The 25,533-nt window shown below is 27.6% G+C and carries 21 protein-coding genes; 17 read left to right on the top strand and 4 right to left on the bottom strand.

Annotation, left to right across the window (positions count from 1 at the left end; all coding sequences use genetic code 11):
- The first annotated feature begins 43 nt into the window (after positions 1-43).
- The 10 genes from BN1711_RS10890 (at position 44) to BN1711_RS10845 (ending at position 13,513) form a co-directional block, all read left to right on the top strand.
- Complete coding sequence (locus tag BN1711_RS10890) at positions 44-1,120, top strand: M24 family metallopeptidase (RefSeq protein ID WP_050608177.1); 1,077 nt, start codon at positions 44-46, stop codon at positions 1,118-1,120.
- Positions 1,121-1,394: 274 nt separating this feature from the next.
- A complete protein-coding gene (adhE, locus tag BN1711_RS10885) occupies positions 1,395-3,983 on the top strand; it encodes a bifunctional acetaldehyde-CoA/alcohol dehydrogenase (RefSeq protein WP_050608176.1) in 2,589 nt (862 codons plus the stop codon).
- A 197-nt stretch (positions 3,984-4,180) separates the two neighbouring features.
- Positions 4,181-4,474 carry a DUF2325 domain-containing protein gene (locus BN1711_RS10880; protein ID WP_050608175.1) on the top strand — a complete coding sequence of 98 codons (294 nt, stop codon included), beginning with the start codon at positions 4,181-4,183 and terminating at the stop codon, positions 4,472-4,474.
- Between the two features lie 25 nt (positions 4,475-4,499).
- The gene (locus BN1711_RS10875) at positions 4,500-5,099 is read left to right on the top strand and encodes a DUF3793 family protein (RefSeq protein WP_050608174.1); all 600 of its coding nucleotides are present in this window, start codon (positions 4,500-4,502) and stop codon (positions 5,097-5,099) included.
- A 76-nt stretch (positions 5,100-5,175) separates the two neighbouring features.
- Positions 5,176-5,409 (top strand): FeoA family protein, encoded by a 234-nt coding sequence (locus tag BN1711_RS10870; RefSeq protein WP_050608173.1) that lies wholly within the window; start codon positions 5,176-5,178, stop codon positions 5,407-5,409.
- 2 nt (positions 5,410-5,411) lie between these two features.
- On the top strand, positions 5,412-5,642 hold the full coding sequence (locus BN1711_RS10865) for a FeoA family protein (protein WP_050608172.1): 231 nt from the start codon (positions 5,412-5,414) through the stop codon (positions 5,640-5,642).
- Positions 5,643-5,657: 15 nt separating this feature from the next.
- A complete protein-coding gene (gene feoB, locus BN1711_RS10860) occupies positions 5,658-7,709 on the top strand; it encodes a ferrous iron transport protein B (RefSeq protein WP_082174114.1) in 2,052 nt (683 codons plus the stop codon).
- Between the two features lie 341 nt (positions 7,710-8,050).
- The gene (locus BN1711_RS10855; RefSeq protein ID WP_050608170.1) at positions 8,051-8,581 is read left to right on the top strand and encodes a phosphatase PAP2 family protein; all 531 of its coding nucleotides are present in this window, start codon (positions 8,051-8,053) and stop codon (positions 8,579-8,581) included.
- Between the two features lie 336 nt (positions 8,582-8,917).
- Positions 8,918-11,023: an efflux RND transporter permease subunit gene (locus tag BN1711_RS10850; RefSeq protein ID WP_050608169.1), complete on the top strand. Its 2,106-nt coding sequence runs from the start codon at positions 8,918-8,920 to the stop codon at positions 11,021-11,023.
- 42 nt (positions 11,024-11,065) lie between these two features.
- A complete protein-coding gene (locus tag BN1711_RS10845) occupies positions 11,066-13,513 on the top strand; it encodes a YhgE/Pip domain-containing protein (protein ID WP_243128273.1) in 2,448 nt (815 codons plus the stop codon).
- A 132-nt stretch (positions 13,514-13,645) separates the two neighbouring features.
- Here the strand turns inward: BN1711_RS10845 and BN1711_RS10840 are convergent, their stop codons facing one another.
- Together BN1711_RS10840 and BN1711_RS10835 are read right to left on the bottom strand one after the other, a co-directional pair.
- The gene (locus BN1711_RS10840; RefSeq protein ID WP_050608167.1) at positions 13,646-14,539 is read right to left on the bottom strand and encodes a sensor histidine kinase; all 894 of its coding nucleotides are present in this window, start codon (positions 14,537-14,539) and stop codon (positions 13,646-13,648) included.
- Between the two features lie 469 nt (positions 14,540-15,008).
- Entirely contained in the window at positions 15,009-15,692 is a 684-nt protein-coding gene (locus BN1711_RS10835; protein ID WP_050608166.1) for a response regulator transcription factor, read from the bottom strand.
- A 331-nt stretch (positions 15,693-16,023) separates the two neighbouring features.
- Here BN1711_RS10835 and BN1711_RS10830 point away from each other — a divergent pair, with 331 nt between their 5' ends.
- From BN1711_RS10830 to BN1711_RS10805, 6 genes are all read left to right on the top strand, one after another.
- Entirely contained in the window at positions 16,024-16,839 is an 816-nt protein-coding gene (locus tag BN1711_RS10830) for a polysaccharide deacetylase family protein (protein ID WP_050608165.1), read from the top strand.
- An 18-nt stretch (positions 16,840-16,857) separates the two neighbouring features.
- The gene (locus BN1711_RS10825; RefSeq protein ID WP_050608164.1) at positions 16,858-17,550 is read left to right on the top strand and encodes a response regulator transcription factor; all 693 of its coding nucleotides are present in this window, start codon (positions 16,858-16,860) and stop codon (positions 17,548-17,550) included.
- Positions 17,551-17,562: 12 nt separating this feature from the next.
- A complete protein-coding gene (locus tag BN1711_RS10820; RefSeq protein ID WP_050608163.1) occupies positions 17,563-18,951 on the top strand; it encodes a HAMP domain-containing sensor histidine kinase in 1,389 nt (462 codons plus the stop codon).
- 18 nt (positions 18,952-18,969) lie between these two features.
- Complete coding sequence (locus BN1711_RS10815; protein ID WP_050608162.1) at positions 18,970-20,475, top strand: hypothetical protein; 1,506 nt, start codon at positions 18,970-18,972, stop codon at positions 20,473-20,475.
- A gap of 16 nt (positions 20,476-20,491) precedes the next feature.
- On the top strand, positions 20,492-21,052 hold the full coding sequence (gene mnmM / locus BN1711_RS10810) for a tRNA 5-(aminomethyl)-2-thiouridylate-methyltransferase MnmM (RefSeq protein ID WP_050608161.1): 561 nt from the start codon (positions 20,492-20,494) through the stop codon (positions 21,050-21,052).
- Between the two features lie 112 nt (positions 21,053-21,164).
- On the top strand, positions 21,165-21,842 hold the full coding sequence (locus tag BN1711_RS10805) for a TVP38/TMEM64 family protein (RefSeq protein ID WP_050608160.1): 678 nt from the start codon (positions 21,165-21,167) through the stop codon (positions 21,840-21,842).
- A gap of 18 nt (positions 21,843-21,860) precedes the next feature.
- Here the strand turns inward: BN1711_RS10805 and BN1711_RS10800 are convergent, their stop codons facing one another.
- Both BN1711_RS10800 and BN1711_RS10795 read right to left on the bottom strand, forming a co-directional pair.
- The gene (locus BN1711_RS10800) at positions 21,861-22,637 is read right to left on the bottom strand and encodes a polysaccharide deacetylase family protein (RefSeq protein WP_243128271.1); all 777 of its coding nucleotides are present in this window, start codon (positions 22,635-22,637) and stop codon (positions 21,861-21,863) included.
- Positions 22,638-22,660: 23 nt separating this feature from the next.
- Entirely contained in the window at positions 22,661-23,911 is a 1,251-nt protein-coding gene (locus BN1711_RS10795) for an amidase domain-containing protein (RefSeq protein ID WP_050608159.1), read from the bottom strand.
- A 135-nt stretch (positions 23,912-24,046) separates the two neighbouring features.
- Between BN1711_RS10795 and BN1711_RS10790 the strand changes: the two genes are divergently transcribed.
- Positions 24,047-25,408: an MATE family efflux transporter gene (locus tag BN1711_RS10790; protein ID WP_050608158.1), complete on the top strand. Its 1,362-nt coding sequence runs from the start codon at positions 24,047-24,049 to the stop codon at positions 25,406-25,408.
- The last annotated feature ends 125 nt before the right edge of the window (positions 25,409-25,533 follow it).

Genomic DNA, 25,533 nt, shown 5'->3' with positions numbered 1-25,533 from the left:
AGAATTAAAAATAAATATTTTTAATTTTAAGGAGGCCACTTTTATGAATAAAAAAAGACTAGAAAAAGTATTAAAGGGAATGGAAGAAAGAAATATCAGTCAAATGATAATTTCTGATGCACCAGCTATATTTTATTTAACAGGAAAATGGATACACACAGGGGAAAGATTAATAGCATTATATCTTAATGTAAATGGAAACCATAAATTATTTATAAATGAACTATTTCCAGTTACTGAGGATTTAGGAGTAGAAAAAATATGGTTTGATGATAATCAAGATGCTGTAGAGTTAATAGCTAAATATGTTGAAAAAGATAAACCAATAGGTGTTGATAAAAATTGGCCAGCTCGTTTCTTATTAAGACTTATGGAATTAAAGGGTGGCAGTGAATTTATTAATACATCTATTATAATAGACAGAGCTAGAATGTTTAAAGATGGAGAAGAAAAAGAATTAATGAGAGAATCATCAAAAGCTAATGATGAAGCTATGAGACAAATGCATGAATTACTTAAGGAAGGATTAACTGAAAAGCAAATGGCACAAAAATTAGCAGGAATATATGAAAGCTTAGGTGCTGAAGGTTTTTCATTTGATCCTATAGTAGGATATGGTGCAAATGCGGCAGATCCTCATCACGAAACTGATGGTTCTACGCTTAAAGAAGGAGATTGTATTGTTATAGATATAGGTTGTGTTAAGAAGTCTTATTGTTCAGATATGACTAGAACCTTCTTCTATAAATCTGTTCCAGAAAAATCAAAAGAAGTATACAATACAGTTAAAGAAGCAAATGAAGCTGCTATAAAAGTAGTTAAGCCAGGAGTAAGATTCTGTGATATAGATGCAGCAGCTAGAAATGTTATAGAAAAAGCCGGATATGGAAAGTATTTCACACACAGAACAGGCCATTCAATTGGAATAGAAGATCATGATTTGGGTGATGTTTCAGCAGTTAATACTGAAGAAGTAAAACCAGGTATGATATTCTCAATAGAACCAGGTATATATTTACCAGGGGAAGTTGGGGTTAGAATAGAAGATTTAGTTTTAGTAACAGAAGATGGTTGTGAAGTATTAAATAATTATAGCAAGGAATTAACTATAATAGAATAATTTATTTTTTTAATAATATAAAATGAATGTTTAAAATGGCTATGAAAATGTATATTCTAAAATATATATTTTTCATAGCTATTTTTTAAAAAAATAAATGATAAAAATTTAACAAAAAAATATTGACTAATAATAAAAAAGGTATTATTATATAATTGTTAAATAAATAACAAGTAGCAAGTTTAGGTATTAGGAAGAGTAATATAAATAAATACCTAATATGTTTTAAATAACTTTGTTAAAAAATAAACTATATTTTAAAGAGGTGTTATTAATGAAAAATGTGACAAATCAAGATTTAATGAAAAAAATTGAAAAAATTAAAGAAGCACAAAAAATTTATTCCACATATTCACAAGAGCAAGTAGATAAGATTTTCAAAGCTGCAGCTATGGCAGCAAATAAGCAAAGAATAAGACTTGCTAAAATGGCAGTAGAAGAAACTGGAATGGGAATAGTAGAAGATAAAGTTATAAAAAATCATTTTGCCTCTGAATATATTTATAATAAATATAAAAATGAAAAGACCTGCGGAATTATAGAAAAAGATGATTCATTCGGATTGATTAAAGTTGCAGAACCAATAGGGGTTATAGCAGCTATAGTTCCTACAACAAATCCAACATCAACTGCAATATTTAAATCATTAATAGCACTGAAAACTAGAAATGGTATTATTTTTTCACCACACCCTAGAGCTAAAAAATCAACTGTAGAGGCGGCTAGGGTTGTACTTGAAGCAGCAGTTAGAGCTGGAGCTCCAGAAGGAATAATAAATTGGATTGAAGAACCAAGTGTAGAGTTATCCAAGATTGTAATGAGTGAAGCAGATATAATTTTAGCAACTGGTGGACCAGGAATGGTTAAATCAGCTTATTCATCAGGAAAACCAGCTATAGGAGTTGGTTCTGGTAATACACCAGCTATAATTGATGAAACAGCAGATATTAAAACAGCAGTGAGTTCTATAATACTTTCTAAAACTTTTGATAATGGAGTTGTATGTGCATCAGAACAATCAATCGTTGTAATAGATAAAATATATGATAAAGTGAAAAAAGAGTTGCAAGATAGAGGAGCCTATATATTAAATCAAGAAGAAAAAAATAAATTAAGGGAAATTATTTTAGTTAATGGTTCTATAAATGCTAAAATAGTAGGACAATCAGCTTGCAATATAGCAAACATGGCGGGTATTAAAGTACCAAATACAGTAAAAGTACTTATAGGAGAAATTGAATCTGTAGAACTTCCAGAACCATTTTCTCATGAAAAACTATCTCCAATACTTGGCATGTATAAAGTGAGGAGCTTTGATGAAGCATTAAAGAAAGCTTGTAGACTTATAGAATTAGGGGGATTTGGACATACATCTTCATTATATGCAGATACACTAAAAGCTAAAGATAAAATAAATAAGTTTATGTTTACTATGAAAACAGGAAGAACAATTATAAACATGCCAGCTTCTCAAGGAGCTATAGGAGATATATATAACTTTATGTTAGCACCATCTCTAACTCTTGGTTGTGGTTCTTGGGGCGGAAATTCTGTATCAGAAAATGTAGGACCTAAACATTTATTGAATATTAAAAATGTAGCTGAGAGGAGAGAAAACATGCTTTGGTTTAAAGTACCTGAAAAAGTTTATTTTAAATATGGATGCCTTCCAGTAGCTTTAAAAGATTTAAAGGAAATGAATAAGAAAAGAGCTTTTATAGTAACAGATAAGGTATTATATAACCTTGGATTTGTAAATAAAATAACTAATGTTTTAGATGAGATCGGCATAGTATATAAAGTTTTCTTTGATGTGGCTCCAGATCCAACTTTAGATACTGCTTATAAAGGTGCTGGAGAAATGGAAGAATTTAAACCAGACACAATAATAGCTGTTGGTGGGGGATCCTCTATGGATGCTGCTAAAATAATGTGGGTATTATATGAACATCCAGAAGTAGAATTTGAAGATTTAGCCATGAGGTTTATGGACATAAGAAAGAGAGTTTATAAATTCCCTCATATGGGAGACAAGGCTATGATGGTATCAATACCTACTTCAGCAGGTACAGGATCGGAAGTTACACCTTTTGCAGTTATAACTGATGAAAAAACAGGAGTTAAATATCCACTAGCAGATTATGAATTAACTCCAGATATGGCTATAGTAGATGCAGAACTTATGATTAATATGCCAAAGGGATTAACTTCAATATCAGGAATCGATGCATTAACGCATGCTGTAGAAGCTTATGTATCAGTTATGGCATCAGAATATACAGATGGAATAGCTTTAGAAGCCATAAAATTAATATTTGAATATTTACCAAAGGCTTATAGTGAAGGTTCAAGTAATATAGAAGCTAGAGAGAAGATGGCTAATGCTTCAACTATGGCGGGTATGGCATTTGCAAATGCTTTCTTAGGAGTTTGTCATTCTATGGCTCATAAATTAGGGTCAATGCATCATGTACCACATGGTATGGCTAATGCAATATTAATAAATGAAACAATTAAGTTTAATTCCGCAGATGTACCAACAAAACAAACAGCATTTCCACAATATAAATATCCAAGTGCTAAGGCTAAATATGCGAAAATAGCAGATTATTTAAACCTAGGTGGAAAAGATGATGATGAAAAGGTAAAATTATTAATAAAGGCTATAGATGAATTAAAAGCTAAAGTAGATATACCAGTATCTATAGAAGCAGCGGGAGTTACTAAAGAAAAATTCTATGAAAAATTAGATGAAATGTCAGAACAAGCTTTTGATGATCAATGTACAGGAGCTAATCCAAGATACCCATTAATAAGTGAAGTTAAACAAATGTATATAAATGCTTTCAGTACAAATAAATAAGACTAAATAGAAAAATATTAAATATAAGGTGCTAATTTAAGTAATAGTTTATTAAAGCTATTATGTAAAATTAGCACCGTTTTTTATTAAATTTAAAAATTCTACTAAAATACTATTGATTAAATTGATCAATTAGTATATAATTTTAATTGATAATGATATTCAATAGCTACATAAAGTTTATAAGGGGGGTTAGTATGAGCGCTTTTGTTGTAGGTGGGGATAGAATTAATACTATAAAAGAGAATTTAAAAGAAATGGGTTTTGATGAGATAAATCATATTTCAGGAAGAAGAAAAAGACATAGAAAGTTACAAGTTCCAGTAAATACTGATTTAGTTTTAGTTTTAACAGATTTTATTGGACATAATGTTGTAGAATCAGTAAAAGAACAAGTTAAAGCAAACAAAGATACTCAAGTAATTTATGCAAAACGCTCTTGGACTAATATTGAGAGGTGTTTAAGACAAACTTATAATAAACAAATATAAATTAATGATTTAGAGGAGTTATAGTATGAGCAAAAGATTACTTCATAGATATATGAAAACAATAAAGGATATGGAAGATAAAAAATATTTGTTTTCTATGATTCTGTACTTAATTGCTCCAACCATTGAAGGTGTGAAACCATCTACTATTGTAACTTTACCAACTAGCGGAAGAAATCTTAGCAAACTTTGGGAGTTATATAAAGAAGATTTTTTAAATATATACAATATAAACTATATAAAAATGAAAGATACTGATAAAGCCACTATAATATTATTTTATAATTCAGATAGTCTAAAAGAGACTTTAAGTGATTTAGAAAATATAAATTTTTTAGAACAGTTTGGTTATAAAAATAAAATAAATATAAATGAAAGTATACTACATTTAAAAAGTAGATTTAAGAATATATGCCCACATGAAATAGGAATATTTTTAGGAATTCCTTTAGAAGAGGTAAAAGTATTTATGGAAGATCCTAAAAGTAAGTGTATTTTTTGTGGTTACTGGAAGGTGTACAAGGATATTAAGAAGGCTAAAAAACAATTCTATATTTATGACAGAGCTAGAACGCACATAATTTTAGATGTATTAAAACATAGTGAAAATTCTATAATAATTTAGCATAAAGTTACTTTACAAGTAATTTATTTTTTAAAGATAATATGATAATGATAATCAATACTAGGAGGGATTTTCTGTGGAAAAGGATTATTTAAACAATGTAAAAGTTAATAGTACGGTAAAGGTTGTAGGTATTACACCTGGAAGCAAAGTAAAAAGAAGATTACTAGATATGGGAATAACAAAATCTACACAAATAACAGTAGATGGGAAAGCCCCTATGGGGGACCCAATATCTATAACTTTAAGAGGTTACCATTTAACTTTAAGAGAAAATGAAGCTAAAGACATTTTGGTAGAGGTGATTTAATTATGGAACAAAATTTAGCCCTTTCTTTTGTTAATAGTGGAAATGATGTAAAAGTTCAAGACATTAAAGGTAACGAATCTATGGTTATAAGGCTTAGAGAAATGGGATTTATAAATGGAAATATTATAAAGATGATAAAAAATGATGTAGGACCTCTTATATTAGGAGTAGGCGAGAGCAGAATTATTTTATCACGAGGAATGGCAACAAAAATTCTAGTTAGTGAAATGTAAATGGAGGGACGATTAATGAAAGATAGAATTACGGTTGCTTTAGTAGGTAATCCAAACTGTGGGAAAACCAGTTTGTTTAACTCACTTACTGGAGCAAAACAACATGTAGGTAACTGGGCCGGAGTTACTGTAGAAAAAAAAGAAGGTAGAATGAGATTTGAAGGCAGAGATATAAGAATCGTAGACCTTCCAGGAACATATAGTTTAGGAGCTTATTCAGAAGATGAAATAGTAGCTCGTAATTTTATATTAGAAGAAAATCCAGATGTAATAATAAATGTAGTAGATTCAACAAATATAGAAAGAAATTTATATTTAACAGTTCAGCTTTTAGAAATGACAAATAACGTAGTATTAGCTATGAATATGATGGATGAAGCTAAAGCAAAAGATATAGAAATTGATTTAAATAAGATATCTAATTCTTTAGGTATAAGTGCAGTAGCTACAGTAGCTACTAAAAAAATGGGATTAAAAGAACTTATGAGTGCAGCTATTGCAAAAGCAGACAAAGGTGACAAGTCATCACCAAAGTTTGATTATGGAAAAGAAATAACAGAAGAATTAAATAGTATAAAAAATATAATTGAAGATAAAAATATAAATATCGGATATCCTAAGGATTGGACAGCTATAAAATTATTAGAGAATGATGATTATATTATAGGTAAGGTAAAAAATGAGAGTAGTGGAGACAAAGCTTTAAGTTTAATAGAAAAAATACAAAACAATATAGAACAAAGCTATAGCTTAGATGCAGAAACTCTTGTAGTAGATAAGAGATATGATTTTATATCTGGTATAGTTTCAAGAGCAGTAAGAAGAAATGAGAAAATAACAGAAACTTTATCAGACAAAATAGATAAAGTAGTCACTAATAGGTGGCTTGGAATACCTATATTCGCAATAATAATGTTTTTTATGTATCAAATAACTATGAAATTTGGAAATGACTTTTTAGGAGATGGCATGGTAGCACCTGCATTTGAAGCTATAGGTGAATGGGCTGGTGGAGCCTTAGCAGCAGCGGGAGCTTCAGAATTCCTTTCTTCACTTATAGTAGATGGTGTAATTGAAGGTATGGGTTCGGTGTTAACATTTGTACCTCTTATATTTGTTATGTATTTGCTTATATCTATACTTGAAGATAGCGGATATATGGCTAGAGCAGCTTATGTTATGGATAGATTCATGACGTCTATAGGATTACATGGTAAAACAGCTATATCTATGATAATAGGTAGTGGTTGTAACGTTGCAGGAATAATGTCAACAAGGACAATGGAAAGTAAAAAGGATAGAATGATAGCAATTCTAGTTAACCCATTTGTATCTTGTGGTGCTAGATTGCCAGTTTATGCCTTGTTTGCAGCAGCGTTCTTTGGGGACAAGAAAATTGGGCCATTCTCAGCATCGGGAGTAGTTATATTTTCTTTATATGTATTAGGAATATTAGTAGCTATAATTATGGGAAAAATATTTAGTAAAACTTTATTTAAGGGTGAAAGTTCTTATTTTGTTATGGAACTTCCTCCATACAGAGTTCCTACTGTAAAAAGTGTATTTATACACATGTGGGAAAAGGCTAGTGCTTTTGTTAAAAAAGCAGGAACAATTATATTTGGAGTAGTACTTGTAGTATGGCTTTTATCAAATCTACCATTTGGCGTAGAACCAGGTTCTGCAGAAAGTGTTTTAGGACAAATAGGAGCATTTGTAGCACCTATGTTTAAGCCAGCAGGATATGGAACATGGCAGGCAGGAGTTGCATTAGTTACAGGGGTACTTGCAAAAGAATCAGTAATAGCAACTTTAGGAACTGTATATGCAGTAGGTGAAGGTCCAGCTTTAACAACAGCAATACAAAATATATTTACTCCATTAAGCGCTTATGCTTTCATGGTTATGACTCTTTTATATACACCTTGTGCCGCAGTAATAGGGGCAGTAAAGAGGGAAACAAACTCACGTAAATGGGCTTGGTTCACAGCAATATATACTTTTGTTGTAGGTTGGGTATTCTCAGTTCTTGTGTTCCAAATAGGTAAATTATTAGGCTTTAGCTAAAATGCCTCATGAAATTAAAGAATTTGAATTTTATCATGACATAATTTAGTGGAATTAGTACAAAAAGTTATATTTATAAAAAGAGGCTTTTATGCACTTTAAGGTAATTATGATTTATTTTATATGTGAATATTAATGAAAATTTTCAGGAACTTTCAGGAAAATATAATTAAAAAGGATATAATGGTGACTTATAAGTTTACCATTGTATCCTTTTTGATTGTAAAAAGGATTATTTATAGTTAATATAGTAATTATATCCAATTATTAATATTAATTGAACTAAAATAATAGACACTATATAATAATGAATATAAATTATACACATAAAAGGAGGCAATATGAACTTTATACAAAATATAGACATATCAATATTAAATTTTATTCAGGAATATTTAAGGAATGGATTCTTAGATAATTTTATGCCCTTAATAACTAGATTAGGGGATTTAGGAATTATATGGGTGGCCATATCTTTAATCTTAATACTAAGCAGAAAGTATAGAAAAATAGGACTAATGTGCTTAGGATCATTAATATTATCTACTATAATAGGTGAAGGAATACTAAAACATACTATTCAAAGATCAAGACCTTTTGTTGCAGTAGATAATATAAAATTATTGGTAAAAGCACCAACATCATTTTCTTTTCCTTCAGGACATTCATTTTCTTCATTTGCTGTAGCCACAGTTATAGCAAATAAAATAAAAAAATATAAAATTCCAGTATATATATTAGCATCACTGATAGTATTTTCTAGATTATATTTGTATGTTCATTATCCATCTGATGTTTTAGTAGGAGTATTACTGGGAATCGTTTGTGCTAAAGTAGTTTGTAAATTTTATAAAGATAATTCTAGATATTAATTTAAAGTTAAAGTTTTATATAAAATAAAGAGGGACAGTTCATTTTATTTTTCATAGATAGTGGAAATAAAGTGAACTGTCCCTATTCATTTTTAGTAAATAAATTGTACAAAAAATGTTTACTAAATTTATAAAAAAATATATTGACTTTAGGTCATTTTGGTATATAATATTAGTGTACAATAAAATGACCCAAAGTCATTATGCTAAGATAACAAATTGGTTTAGTCGATTTATCAACTATAATAATTAAAAAATAATTTACTTTTATAAAAAATGAGTAACTTATGCCATTAATAGTGTAGGACTTATAAAATAGAAATTAATTATGAGGAGATGATTCCAGTGAAAAAATTTGGCAAGTTTATTGCAGAAAAGAGAGTAATAGTTCTCATAATTGCCATAGCGTTATTATTACCATCTTTTTATGGCATGGCAAAGACAAAAATAAACTATGATATACTATCTTATCTTCCACAGCAACTGGATACAATGAAGGGGCAAAAAATATTAGATAAAACTTTTTCTAGTGCGGCTACTTCTATGTTAGTAATAGAAAATATGGAATCTAAAGATGTAGTCAAAGTTAAAGAAAAAATATCAAAAGTTGATGGTGTAGAGAAGGTAATGTGGGTAGATGATATAGTAGATACAAGTATACCAAAAGATATATTACCAGATGAGCTGAAAAATGCTTTCTACAGTGGTAACTCAACATTATTAATGATTAAGTTTAAACAATCAGCAGCATCAGAAGAAACACAAAATGCAATAACATCTATAAGAAAAAACCTTAATAAACAATGTTTCTTAAGTGGAATGTCAGCAATTATTAAAGATACTAAAGATTTATCAGACAAAGAAACACCTTTTTATGTGTTAATAGCAGTAGTACTTTCAGTTATAGTATTAATATTAACCAATGAATCCACATTAGTTCCATTTATATTCCTTATATCTATAGGATTCGCAATTATATATAATATGGGAACTAATATATTCTTTGGAGAAATATCATATATAACAAAAGCCTTAGCTGCAGTACTCCAGTTAGGAGTTACTATGGACTACTCTATATTCTTACTTCATAGATATGAAGAGGAAAAAGAAAGATATGAAGATAGAGAAGAAGCCATGGCGGAAGCTGTTGCAAATACAATAGTTTCCATAGCGGGAAGTTCATTAACAACAATTGCAGGATTCTTAGCATTGTGTGCAATGCAACTTGGAATAGGAAAAGATATAGGTCTTGTAATGGCAAAGGGTGTAATGCTAGGAGTAGTATGTACAGTAACAATACTTCCAGCCTTTGTATTATATTTTGATAAAGGTATTCATAAATATGTTCATAAAACTATATTGCCAGAATTTGACAAAACAGCAAATATAGTTACAAGAAAATATAAAACATTTATAATGATATTTTTAATAGCATTTTTACCAGCAGTTTATGGACAAAAAAATACAAAGGTTTATTATAATCTAGATGAATCATTACCTAAAAATATGGAATCAGTAGTAGCTCTTAATAAATTAAAAGATAAATACAATATGACAACTACTCATTTCATAATAGTTAAAGATTCAGTACCATCTTATAAACTAAAAGAAATGGTAAATAAAATAGAAAAAGTAGATGGTATAGGAAAAGTATTATCTTATGATAAATTAATAGGAGCTGCAGTACCAGAAAGTTTCTTACCAGCTGAAATAAAGGATAATTTTAAAAAAGGCGGATATAATTTAATAATCGCAGATTCAAAATATAAAGCAGCAAGAGAAGAAGAAAATGTTCAAATTTCAAAGATTAATAAAATAGTAAAAAGTTATGATAAAGAAGGAATGGTAGCAGGAGAAGGACCACTTACTAAAGACTTAATAGAAATAGCAGATAAGGACTTTAAAAATGTAAGTTATGTTTCTATATTAGCTATATTTGCAATTATATTCTTTGTATTTACTTCATTATCTATACCAGTAATATTAGTTGCAGCTATCCAATTAGCTATATTTATAAACATGGGAATACCTTATTATACAGGTACAGTAATACCATTTATAGCATCTATAGTAATTGGTACTATACAATTGGGAGCAACAGTTGACTATACAATATTGATAACCAATAGATTTAAAGAAGAATTAAGAAATGGATTAGATAAATTTGAAGCTATGAAAATTGCGGTACAAGGTTCAGCAAAATCAGTAGTAACAAGCTCACTTACATTCTTTAGTGCAACAGCAGGAGTTGCTCTTGTATCAAAAATGGAATTAATTGATAGTTTATGTATACTATTAGCTCGTGGAGCTCTTATAAGTATGTTTGTTACAGTATTTATACTTCCATCAATATTACTTGTAACAGAGCCCATTATATCAAAGACAAGTAGGAATTGGAGGAAGGTATCTTCACGTAAGAATATAAAAAAAATGTCTGCTTAATAAGATTATAATCTAACGAGAAATAATATATGAGGGGTTGATATGATGAATTACAAATGTATGTCTAAAAAGGTTGCTAGTTTAGTGGTAGTTGCAACTATCCTTAGTTCTAGTGCAGTTCAAGCTGCTGATGTGATTACAAAAGATGAGTCTGTATATGTTACATTAAATAAGAACGGAGTAGTAAAAGAAAAAATAGTTAGTGATTGGTTACATTCAGAAAATCCTAACGTTGAAATAAAGGACAAATCTAACTTAATGGGAATAAAAAATATAAAAGGAAATGAAAAACCTGAAATATCAGGAGAAAATATAACTTGGAAGTCTGATAAAAATGATATATTTTATCAAGGAAAAACAGATAAAAAACTTCCTTTCGATGTTAATATAACTTATAAGCTTGATGGAGAAGAAATAAAACCAGAAAATTTAGCTGGAAAATCAGGTAAGGTTACTATAAATGTAAAAGTAAAAAATTTAGATGCTCACAAAGTTGATATAAATGGAAAAGAAAGAACTATATATACTCCATTTGCAGTGGCTACATTAGTGAATTTACCAATGGATAAATTTACTGATGTTACTGTAAACGAAGGAGAAATTATATCTGATGGAAATAATCAAGCTGTTACATTTGTTTCTATTCCAGGATTAAAAGAAAGCTTAGATGTAGATAGCAGTTTAATGAATTTAGACTTAAAAGACGAATTAGAAATAACAGCAAATGTTAAAGATTTTGAGTTGTCTCCTATAATGATAACAGCAACTACAAAATCATTAGATATGAAGAAAATCGAAGAATCTAAAGATGTAGATGAATTAAAAGACGGTATTAATAAATTAAAAGATGCAACTTCTAAACTAATGGATGGTTCTAATAAGCTATCAGATGGTGCTAATAAGTTATCAGTAAACATGAATAAGCTAGATTCAGGACTTGGTCAGTTACAATCTGGAAGTGTTTCATTAACAGATGGACTTTTGAAATATGCAGGGGGAGTAGGTGCAGCTAAGGAAGGATCTACAAAGTTAAACGTAGGAATAAAACAATTAGATGCAGGAGTTTCAGAGTTAGGATATGGTGCAGTACAATACGGAGAAAAAGCACAAGAATATGCAAATGGTACACAAAAATATGCTGAAGGCGGAAAAAAATATTTAAATGGTACAAAAGAATTTGCTGCAAAAAGTAAGGAATATTCACAAGGCACAGCAAAATTTGCTACAGAGCTTAAGAATAATTCTGGAGCATTAGCAAAAGGATCAGATGATATTAAAAATGGTTCAAATAAATTAGCTGAAGGTGCAAATAACTTGTCACAGAAAACAGCTGAGTTAACTGCAGGAATAGATAACTTAGCAAGTAAAGGTGGAGAGTTATCTCAGGGCGGAAAAGGTATTGAAAACGGACTTAATCAGAGTTTAGGATCTGTGGGTCAACTTAAGGCAGCTAAACAAAAAGAATTAGCTGGCATAAACGCTTCAATACAAAATATTGAACAAATGAAAGCTATGGTTAATTCTATGTCAGCTACACCAGAAGAAAAGCAAAAAATAATAGCTCAATTAGAAGGTCAAAAAGCAGCATTACAACAATTAAGCGGAAGTAGTAATGGTATTATAGATGGATTAGGTGGATTAGAAAATGGCTTAGGCCAATTAAAGGTTGGATCTGAAAAATTAACTGGTGGATTAGATCAATTTAATCAAGGTGTAACTAAAATTCAAGATGGTGCTCATAAATTGACTGGTGGTAGTAAAGAATTAGCTAATAAATCTACAGAATTAAGTGAAGGAGCCAATAAACTTAATGGAGGATTTGCTAAATTAACTCCTGCAATAGCTGATGCAACAGGTAAGTTTACTAAGGCCAGCGAAGGATTTACTAAAGGTTCAAAAGACTTAGAAGCAGGTAGTAATCAATTATCACAGGCTCTTCCTCAATTAAAGGAAGGTTCAATTAAGTTAGGTGCTGCTGCAAACAAAATTAGTAACGGAGCTAAACAAGTTTCAGGTGGTAGTAAGAAACTAATAAAAGGAACTTCAGACTTAACTTCAGGACTTTCATTATTAAATTCAAATTCATCAGCACTTTTAAATGGTAGCTCACAAATAAAGAGTGGACTTAATACAGCTAAAAATGGTTCATCTCAACTTGCTGCAGGAGCAGGCCAGCTTTCAAATGGTGCAAAAGATTTAAGTGCAGGTATGAAGAAATTTAACGATGAGGGAATAGAGAAAATAGATAAAGAAGGCGCTGGAAAAATAACAGATATACAAGATTTATTAAAAGTAAAAGATGAAATAGTTGATTTATCTAAGAACTATGGAACCTTCACAGGAAAAGGTAGCGATATGGATAGTAATATAAAATTCGTTATGAAAACTGATGAAATAAAAAAAGCTAAAGTAGAAACTGTTAAAAAAGATAATAATACAGAAAATGAAAAAGGTGGATTTGCAAACTGGTTAAAAGGATTATTTAATTAAGTATAACTATTTCCATATATGAATATGGTTCTAAATTATAAAAAAGCTGATTTTTGAAAATCAGCTTTTTTATAATTAAAAATAAAAGGTGCTATTGCACCTAAAAATATTTCTATTAAGAGATAATAACTTTTAATTTACACATAATAATTTAACCGATATACACAAAACATTATCATTTAAAGTGGCATTTATTTCTCCATCCATATTTTCTATTAACTTTTTAGCAATAGTTAGTCCTAATCCTGAATTATTACGGTCTCTTGCTATATTATTTGTAAAGAATCTATCATACAAACTTTTTATATCTTCATCTGTTAAATTATCAGCTTTATTTTTAAACTCTATTATTACAAATTTTCCATTAGAAAAAAGATTTATTTTTATATCTTTACCATTATGCTTTAAAATATTTTGAGTTAAATTTACTAAGACTCTTTTCATAGCTTTTCTATCGCCTAATATAAATAAATTGTTTTCCTTAATATTTATACTAGGTTCAATATTCTTTATGTTAAAATCCTCATAAAAGGCTATTAAAACCTCAATTAATAAATTATTTATATTTATTTTCTCTATGTCTAAAGGATAATTTCCTTCCTCAATTCTAGACAATTCAAAAAGACTATTTAAAAGTTCTTGTAGTAATATAGCTTTTTCATTTACTATTTTTAAATATTTATTCACTTCATATTGTCCCATGGATTTACTATTTATGTATTCCACATAACCCTTTATTGATGTTAATGGAGTTCTTAAATCATGAGATATATTAGTTATCATATTCTTTAAATTTTTATTATTTTTTTCATATTTAAGTCTCTTAATTGTAATGTCATCTAGTAAGAAATTTATTTTTTTTATTAATTTAACAACTTCTTTATCCATTGAAATGCTTACTATTCGTTTATTACTATCATCATTTTTTATTATTTCTAAGCTATTATTAATATTTTTTATATCATTTTTTAATGTAAAGTTTTTTATAATAGCATAAATTAATGCTATTGTTAATATTAAAATCAATAGTTCCTCCATCTTTATACCTATTTTCTAAATTTTATTTAATATCCATTTTATTTATTCTTAATATCCCAATTGTAGAGCTTACTATTATTATGATTAATCCCATTAATATAAATGTTATATTATCACTGAAGGTATTTGTTCCTATATGAGCAGCTTTATCTAAATTACTAATGGGCTCATATCTTATAATATTTAATGATAGATTTTGGAATAGGTGAACAATCATGCAAACCAGTACTTGATATAATAAATATATACTTATTACTATTGATTTACTTCTAGTTATAGATCCAACCATAAATGTTGTAGAGATGATGGCTATATATAATGGAGTTTGTATGGAAATAACTTTTATCGTATTTAATAGTAATTTTATAGTTGAATTTTAAATTTTCATGTCTATATTTAAATATTAAACGTTATTGTTTAAAAATGTTTAAAGAAAATCATTAAGAAAGTATTAAGTTTAATCTGCCATTTTAAATCCAATTCCCCATATTGTTTTTATATAGTCTTCATCTTTGTTTATATTACTCAATTTATTTCTAATATTGCTTACATGTACACTAACAGTATTATCATCACCTAAAAATTCTTTTTCCCATACACTCTCAAAAATATTATTCTTAGAAAATATCTTTTTAGGATTACTTAATAATAAATATAAAATATCAAATTCTTTAGTTGTTAGATAAACTTCAATGTCTTTAACAAAAACTTTTCTAGTAGACTTTTCTAATTCAATATCTTTATATAAAAGTACATTATTAATTTCAGTGTTTTCGGTGTTTAATAATCTTCTTAAAGCTACTTCTATCCTAACTAATACTTCTCTTGCATCAAAAGGTTTTATAATATAATCATCTGCACCCATTTTTAAAACATTAATTTTACTGTCAATATCATCTTTAGCTGATATAACTATTATTAAATTATTATTATGTTTTCTTATTTCACTTATTAATTCTTCACCAGAAAGTCCAGGTAACATTAAATCCATTAAAATGAGCTGAAAATCTTTTTCTTTCATGCAAAATTTAGCTTCTGTTCCGGAAAACGCTTGTGTAACCTCGTAACTTTCATCTATTAAAATATTAGTTAATAGATTATTGATATCACTATCATCTTCAATAACTAAAACTTTTATCATTTTATAACTCCTATTTGTGCAATAAGTATAATCATCATTTATTTTATCGTAATGTTTATGTTTACCTATATTTTTTTGAAAGTTTACCTTTTTTATCATATCTAAATTATACAAAAAAAGTTGTTTTTTCAAAATAAACTTTTTTAATTATGAAAAATAAAATGTGTCTTTTAATAGAAATAATTTTCTTAAGAGATGAAATATTTTTTATGTACATAGATTCCATAGTCACCTTATATAAATAGTAAAGAAGAAATAATTTTAATATATTTGTAACTAATGTTTAAATTAAATTTAGTATATTTATATTAGGAGGCATAGGGGGACTATTATGAAAAAAAATGAAATTGACTTAAAAAAGGTTAAAAAATTATTATTAAGTACTACGGTAATATTAACTATATTTTTAGTTAGTTTTGGGATAACCAACTATGTTTTACACAAAAGGCGTAATATTATTTTGAAAGAAACAGATAATAAAAAAAATACTAAGCAGACTTTTGATGCAAATAAATATAATTTGGATAAGTTTGACGCTAAAGATGTATTTAAAAAGGATGGTAAGAAATTAGCATTTCTAACTTTTGATGATGGACCAAGTAATACAGTAACACCAAGGGTATTAGATATACTAAAAAACTACAAAATTAATGCTACATTTTTTGTAGTAGGGAATCTAGCAGAAAATAATAAAAATTTAATAAAAAGAGAAGTAATTGAAGGGCATTCTATTGGAAATCATACTTATTCACATAACTATAAAAGCATATATTCAGATACCAATGTTTTTATAAATGAGGTAGATAAAACTCAACAAATTTTAAAAAATATTATAGGAGAAAATTACAATATAAAATTAGTAAGATTCCCAGGAGGGGCATTTGGAGAAAAGTTTAAACCATATAAACAAGTTTTAGAAGAAAAAGGATATTACTATATAGATTGGAATGCATTAAATGGGGATGCAGAGGCACAAAATGTTCCTAAGGAAAAACTGATAGATAATATAAAGGCGACTACAAAAGATAAAAATCATGTGGTAATATTAATGCATGATGGGTATTGTAAAGAAACTACAGTAGAAGCATTACCTTATATAATAGAGTATCTAAAATCTCAGGGGTATGAATTTAAAGCTTTAAAATAAGTAATTTGGAGTGGTATTATGTTAAATAAAATACTTATAGTAGAAGATGAAGCCTCTATTAGAGGATTTATAAAAGTAAATTTAAAAATGAATAAATTTGATGTAATAGAGGCAAGTACAGGAGAGGAAGCTATAGAAAAGGCACAAAAATATTTACCAGATATAATAGTATTAGATATTATGTTACCAGGCATTGATGGGTTTGAAGTTTGTAGGTCTATAAGGAGCAAACTAAAAGATGTAGGTATAATAATGCTTACAGCAAGAGGTCAAGATATGGATAAAATTTTAGGATTAGAAAGTGGGGCTGATGACTATATGGTTAAGCCCTTTAATCCCTTAGAATTAACTCTAAGAGTAAAAGCTCTAATAAGAAGAATTGGAAATGGAAATGATGTAGAAGATGAGAATATAATTTTGTCTGGTCCTTTTAAAATGGATATGTACTCTCAGAAATTATATAAAAATAGTGAAGAGTTAGAATTAACTCCAACGGAATATTTAATAATGAAGATATTTATGAAAAATCAAGGAAAAGCTTTCAGTAGGGATGAGTTGCTAGATTTAGTATGGGGATATGATTTTGTTGGAGATTCTAAAATTGTAGATGTAAATATAAGAAGATTAAGATCTAAAATAGAAGATAACCCATCTAGTCCTGAATTTATAAAAACAATTTGGGGTACAGGATATAGATGGCAAAATACATAAATAGGAGTAATTATGAACAGTGTAAAGAAAAGATTAATGATAAATTTTATATTAATTATTATAATTAGTGTTTTTACATTAGAAATATTACTCATAGATTTTACAAAACGTTATTATTATAATAATTTAGAAGAATTACTTACGAATCAAATCAAAACTTCTGCAGACTTTTATAATAGATATTTTTCTAATTCATCTTTAGAGGATAACATATTAGATAATGTGGATGTATTTTGGAGGCAAACCTCTGCTCAAGTTCAAATAATAGATTTATCCGGAAATGTTTTGATGGATTCTATAGGTGTTACCCATAATAGTCTAATAGATAGTGTAGATTTCAAAAAATCAGTAAAAGGTAAGAAAGGTCTATGGGTAGGAAAATTAGACTATGATGGATATGGTGCTATGTCAGTATCTTATCCATTAAAATCCGATGATAAGGTAGTAGGGGTACTACGGTTTATAACCTCTTTGAAAGAGGTAAATAAAGATATAAGAAGGGTAAGTGTAGGTTTTATATTTATAGGTATAATAGTTATAATTATATCCATATTAGTAAGTTTATTCTTGGCTAATAGTATTATAGAACCTATAAATGAACTAACTTATGTAGCCAATAAAATGGCAGCGGGAAATTTAAAGATAAGAAGTTGTAAGAAAGTTGATGATGAAATAGGGGAACTCTCTGATACATTAAATTATATGGCAGAAGAAATTATAAAAAGGGATCAGCTAAAAAACGAGTTTATATCTTCAGTTTCACATGAACTTAGGACACCATTAACATCTATAAAGGGATGGGCTATAACTTTAAATTCAGATCAACTAAATGATAAAGATATATTAAAAGACGGTTTGAAAATTATAGAAGATGAAAGTGAAAGACTAAGTGATATGGTAGAAGAATTATTAGATTTCTCAAAATTTGTGTCAGGTAAAATGCAGTTAAATAAAGAGGAAATTAATATATGTACCATAATAGAACAAGTAAGAAAACAAATGACACCCTCTTCTATAGAAAATGGGATAAACTTTAAGGTTACATGCATGAAAGATCCTATCTATATAAAAGTAGATAGGAATAGAATAAAACAAGTGCTTATAAATTTATTGGATAATGCATTTAAATTTACATCTTATGGTGGAGAAGTAGAGTTGTTTGTAGATTGTACTAAAAAATATTTAAAAATATATATACAAGATAATGGTATAGGTATAAGCCAAGAAGAGTTACCAAAGGTTAAAGAAAAATTTTACAAAGGTAAAAGCAGTAAGTCAAAAAATGGTATAGGGCTATCTATTTGTGACGAAATAATTAAACTACATAATGGAGTTTTTAACATAGAGAGTAAAATAAACGAAGGAACAACGGTCTTGGTTAAATTACCTTTTGAAATTTAAAAAACTAGGAGAATAGTAATGAAGAAAGCAAAATATATAATTTTACTGATTATTTTAATAATATGTTCATTATCTGTAGGATGTATGAAAATAGATAAATTGAATGGTGAAAATATAAGTACGCCTAACAATAATTTAATTCCTATAGAGGGGACTTGGAAAATAGAAATTTATAGTTGTTTAGATAGTAATTTAAAAGATAATAATTTAAATCAATGGAAAAATAAATATGCAATATTTAATAAAGACAATATTGTTTTAGGAGACGAGGTATGTGAGAATCCTCAATACAAAATAAAAAAGGTTAATTCAGATCAGTATTTTTTATATAGATTAAGAATTAATCCGGGTAATATTAATATCAAAAATAAGGAAATAGAGATAATATCAGTTTCCTCTGATGATAAACCTTTTTATGATTTTGCTAAAATAAGTAATGAACAGTTGTTGATAAATTTAGAAAATTGTATACTATCTTTAAAAAAAGTTTCAAAAGACACTAATATTAATAAAGATAATTTTATTAATAAAGATAAAAGTAAATCAAGTGGTAAAACAAAGAAAAATAAAGAAGAAGTTTTAAGATCTGGTGTGTTGTTAGGTCTTAAAAGTGTAGAAGAAGATGAGGAATATCCATTTAAAAGTAAAACCAACTACAGAACATTGTGGATATCTTCAACTAATAAGTCGTTAAATCCCGTAATAGAAGTAAGCAATTTATTTCTTCCAAGAAAAACAGGATTTTGTGAATTAGGATTAAGTAGGCAAACATTAGAGAAAAATGATTGTGATGTGTTATTTACTAAATTTTATAGTAATACATCTCCTAAAGATAATTTTACTACAATATCAACGGATAAAGATATTTATAGAAATATATTATTTGTAAGCAACGATTATATCTCTACGGAGTATACTAAAACAAATAAAAGTTCAGAAGGAAGATTCTACAAATTAAAAGTAATAGCAATAGATAATATAAGTGTAGATATGGGTGTTAAAATATCAGAAGTAGCAGGTATAACTGGCAAAAAATCCTTGGAATCATCAACAGAATCTTATCTTTTATCAAAAGGAAAGGAAGAAGTAAATAAATTATCTAAAAATTCTAAAGAACAGGACTTTTTTTTAGATAGAAGAAATGGACATTGGATTATGAAGGGCAGACTATACGGAATCCATGATAAAAAAATATATAGAGATTTTAATATAAATTTTCCTATACCAAAAAAATTGTTAAATTATGATGAACTTCAAATATCTTGGAATAGTATAAAATCAAAAGTACCAGATGCTGTAGATGCCTATACATCTCCAAATAAGGATTTGGCTTTAATAATAACTAATGGTAAAATATATATTTATACTATAGAAAATGATAGGTTATCTAATAAACCTATATATAATATAGATATAAAAAATGAAAAAGTAGTTATGGCGGAATGGGCAATGGGAGATTATGTAGAAAAATGGAAAGAAGCTATTACAAAGAATAAAGAAGTTAAATTTATAAATAAACATTAGAATTGGAAGGGATAGCATGAAAAAAGAGAATTTTAATAATGCTCTTAGTGTGGCTAAGGATATCTGTTTAAAAAAGTTAGAACCAGAAAATATAGCAGTAGATTGTACTATGGGGAAAGGCAACGATACAATATTTTTATTAAATATAGTAGGATCAAAGGGTAGGGTTTACTCTTTTGATATTCAAAAAGAAGCCTTAGAAAAAACTAAACAAAAATTAAAAGGTGATGAAAGTGTTATCTTAATAAAAGATGGACATGAATACATGGACAAATACATAAAAGAAAAAGTAGATTTATTTATGTTTAATTTAGGATATTTACCAGGCTCTAGTCATGGAATAACAACTAATGCAGAAACTACATTGATTGCGTTAAGGAAGGCTATAGATTTATTAAATGATAAAGGTATAATTTTAATGGTAATATATCCAGGACATGACGCAGGAAAGCAAGAAGAGAAGATTTTAAAAAGTTATACTAAGACATTAGATCAAAAGATTTTTAACGTAATGGAAATTTGTTTTAAAAATCAAGTGAATAATCCACCTATGTTAATTTGTATAGAAAAGAGATAAAAAAATCATGTTTTATTATGTAAAATAATGATTTATAATAGATACAACTAATGAAAATATAAAAAGTTACAAAACTTATATATAGATAAAATTAAAGATTAGAGAGGTAAATATGAAAAATAGAAAAGATATTTTAAAAGCTGTAGTTTTAATAACTATTGTTATTTCTATGAGTATTTTTATATTTAAGAATTGGAATACTTTAAGACATTTAAATATAGAAAATTTTATAGGATACTTAAGAAAAAGTGGAAAATATTGTGCTATTTTATTTATAATTATATATGCAGTAAAGCCACTAGTATTACTTATACCATCTTCTATGTTATCTTTAGTCGCTGGAACCTTATTTGGACCTATAAAAGGCTTTATTTTTAATATACTAGGATTCTTTTTATCAGGATCTTTAGCTTTTTGCTTAAGTAGAGTGTTAGGTCAACCTTTTGTAGATAAATTACTTAAAGATAAAGCAGTAAAATTAAAGTGTGATACAAAAGAAGAAGGATTTAAAATAATATTTCTATTAAGATTCCCACCAATATTTCCTTATGACCCTATAAGTTATGGAGCGGGACTTACTAAAATGAGGTATAGAGACTTTGTAGCAGGGTCTTTATTAGGGGTATTACCGGAGACATTATGTTATTCTTATATGGGAAAAAGTATCACAAATCCATTTACATACAAGTTTATTATACCCTTAATATTAGTTGTATTAACTACTATAATAGCAATTTATTTTTATAAAAAAAGTAATAAAAATGTTGTGGAAGATAAAAAAAAGTCTTAGCTTAGAGCTGAGACTTTTTTATTTTTTTAAGGGAATATAGAATTCAGGAGTAGAGTCTATTATTGTTTTGAAATCATAACCTGAATTTTTATAATAATTTATAATTTTTGGTAGTGCCTTTACAGTATTTTTATTGTTAAAGTTGCAATGAGCAAGGATGAATATAGTGTTACTATTTCCAATAACCTTTTTAGAATTTTGAAGTAATTGTTCTGGTGATAAATTTGGATTTACTCCATCTTGAAGGTCTACGTTCCAGTCATATATTTTAAAATTATTTTTATGGAGTTCATCTACTAAGTCACATCCAAGAGAATTATGTCTACTATGAAGTCCACCTGGAAATCTTATAACATTATATTGACTACCAGTAAGTTCCTTTACAAGTTCTTGAGTTTTATTCATTTCATCTAAAAAGGATTCTTTACTAGAATATATTTTTGAGTCATTGTGGGTATAAGTATGAAGACCAATACCATGACCCTCCTCATATATTCTAGTCAATATATGTTCTTTTTGCTTAATTTCTTTTCCAACCACAAAGAAGGTAGCTTTAACTTTATATTGTTTTAATACATCTAATAATTGATCAGTAACCACATAAGTGGGACCATCATCAAAAGTAAGGTAAACAACTTTTTTATTTTCTTTCTGAGGTTTAAATACACTGTTAGAATAGTTATAATCATTTAAAGATTTATATCTATATAATATTTTACCAGTTAAAAACATATTAGAAAGTATGAGTAAAACAATAATAGATGCATAGATTACATAGTTTTTATCTTTGCTCAAAACACATCATCTACCTTTCAAAATTAACGTACATGAATTAAATGGAAGAATATATTTTTATCTCCCCAACCTAAATCCCAAGGTACATGATATCTGTCTGTAGTATGAGAATTAATTAAAGGGTAACCATGAGAATCCCAACCAGTAACTACAGCAAAGTGATCTATATCATTACCTTTGGCATAGCAAACTAAATCACCTAAATCTAATTTATCTATAGCACCGTTTGGATGTTTATCTGTAGCTTTTATTAATTTCTCAAAAGAACCTTTTTTTATTAAATATCCCTTACCGCTATATACAATATAATTTCTAAAAGCATCAGCATTTACCCAAGCTTTACTTCCTTCACCACCGTTATATTTGTTATAAGTACAGTACCAAGATCCATCAAAAGGTAATCCACCAGCTTCTTCATCGCCTAGAACTTGAGAAACAAAATTAGTACAATCCCCACCAGCGCCAGTAAAGTTTTTATACTTTTTATTATGTTTTAAATTGTTGCCACTAGCCCAATCTACTCCACAGTATTTATCTGCATATTCTACAGCACCCATTCTATTGTATTTGCTACTATAACCAACATTATTAGGATCTTTAGGCTGTATTTTTAAATCATATTTTTTATGATTTTTTAAATCTTTTTTTAAATTTTTATAACTACCAGAATAAGCTTTTAGAGCATCCTCAAAACAGTCGGTATACCAATCTGTAGATATAACATATTTATCACCTTTTTTTATTAGGTTTACTGTGTGAGCTACCCCAATACCAAAAATATTTGTTTTAGGGTTTTCATCTTTGTCATAAATGTAATCAAATTTGTAGATTTCATCTAGGATAACTCTTATCTTACCGTTTTTATTAGGATAAATTTTTTTAATTTTTATATTTGAAGATACTTTAGTGAATTTTATATCTCGTTTATAAGCCCAATCATTTAAGTATTGAATTCTCTTAACTTCATGTTCTAAGCACCACTGACCATGTTTTTTAGAAGTATCAAAATAAGAAGAAAAAGAATCTAAGTCTAAAGTTACAAAAGCATTGCAACGTTTAGAGTAAATATTTTGGATTTCTTCTTTAATTTTTTCCTTGTCTATTGAATCATTATTTGTAACATTACTATTTGATAAATTTTTACTTTGTTTGGTGGTGTTTATAGATTTATTAGTTTCATTTGAAAAATTATCAAGGTTTTTACTAAAAAGTGTAATAGTAAATAAAAATATTATAAATATAACAAAATATAACCTTTTATGTGTATTCTTCATTAGTATCCTCCTGTACAGTATTTTATATTGTAAGGTTTTAATCATAATAAGCTTTTTTTATTAATATATAAAATATTAGATATTTTAGTATTTCCCAAATTCAAAAATAAAAATAACTATTTTAAGAGGTAAGTTATGTTAAAAAAATATACGTTTAAAGAAATATTAGATTTGTCAATTCCTATAATAGCTGAAATGACCCTTTATAATTTAATGGGGGTTTTTGATACTATGATGATAGGAAATTATGGTGGTAATAAATATTTGAGTGCTGTAGGACTTAGTAATGGAATTACCTATAATATATCCAATATATTTGTTTCAGTAGGACTTTCTGTAGCCATAACATCATTAGTAGCCCAAAGTGTAGGAAGAAGGAATTATAAAGAAGCAGAAGCTTATGCAACTTTAGGATTCATAGTAGGAAACTTAATAGGGTTTTTTATAAGTTTTAATATGTATAAATTTAGCAAAAGAATATTATATATGGCAGGTGGAAGAGGCGAAATATTATATATAAGCAATATTTTTACACGAATAAGCGTTATAGGTATTTTTTTAAAAATGAATACAGAAATTATAAATTCAGTTTTAAGAGGGTATAAAAATACAAAAGTTCCATTTATAACTTCCATAATAATAAGTAGTTTTAAAATTTTATTAGATTTTATTCTTATATTTGGTCATGGTACAAAAGAACTAGGGATAGTTGGAGCAGCAGTAGCTACTTGTATAGCTCAAGCTATAGGGTTAGTATTTTCAAGCTTTTATATTGTAACTAAATTAAGAGTAAGACCATTGTTTGAACCCGTTGTTAGCAGTAATATAACTAAAATAAAAGAAATTTTTAGAATATATGTTCCATCTTTTATGGAAGAAGGAGCTTATAGTATAAGTAGACTTTTATGTTCTGTTATGATAATAGCTTCTGGTAGTATAAATTTTGCTGCAAATGAAATTGCAAATACTATAGAAACAATATCTATAGTTCCAAGTTTAGCTTTAGGAGTAGCAGCTACAAGTTTAGTAGGAGCAGCTTTTGGAGAGAAAAATTATAAAAAAGCTAAAAAATATGCTTATGGGTGTACAGCTATATCTGTAGTTATAGCTATAGTATTTTCCTTAGTATTTCTTTTAATGCCTAATTTTTTAGTACATTTTTTTGTACAAAATAAAGAAAAACAAGTTATATATTTAGCATCCATGTGTCTTTTAGTTGGAGCAATAGAGCAACCTTTTATAGCTATATCTACAGTTTATGAAGGTGCGTTAAAAGGAATGGGTGATGGAAGAACACCTCTTATAGTAACTTTGATAACTGGATGGATTTTAAGAGTTCCTTTAATTTATTGCTTTATATATAAATTAAAATATTCTGTAGTTTATGTATGGTGGATTACAAATATACAATGGATTGTAGATGGAATTTTAATTTGTTTAATGTTCAATTTAGGATTTTCCGGAAAATTAAGAAAATACGGAAAATATAAACTTTAATTTTCAATGTTAAATCAATGACAAGTAGTGGCAAATAAATGGAATATTATAAAGATGAATTAAAAATTAAACAGTAAAATTATTATTTAACATTTTAAATCTTAGAAAAATTTAGTATATATTTT

The sequence above is a fragment of the Clostridium niameyense genome, from assembly GCF_001243045.1.
GTDB lineage: Bacteria > Bacillota > Clostridia > Clostridiales > Clostridiaceae > Clostridium_F > Clostridium_F niameyense.
Note: the sequence above shows the minus strand (reverse complement) of the source record. Positions and strands in the feature narration are given on the sequence as shown.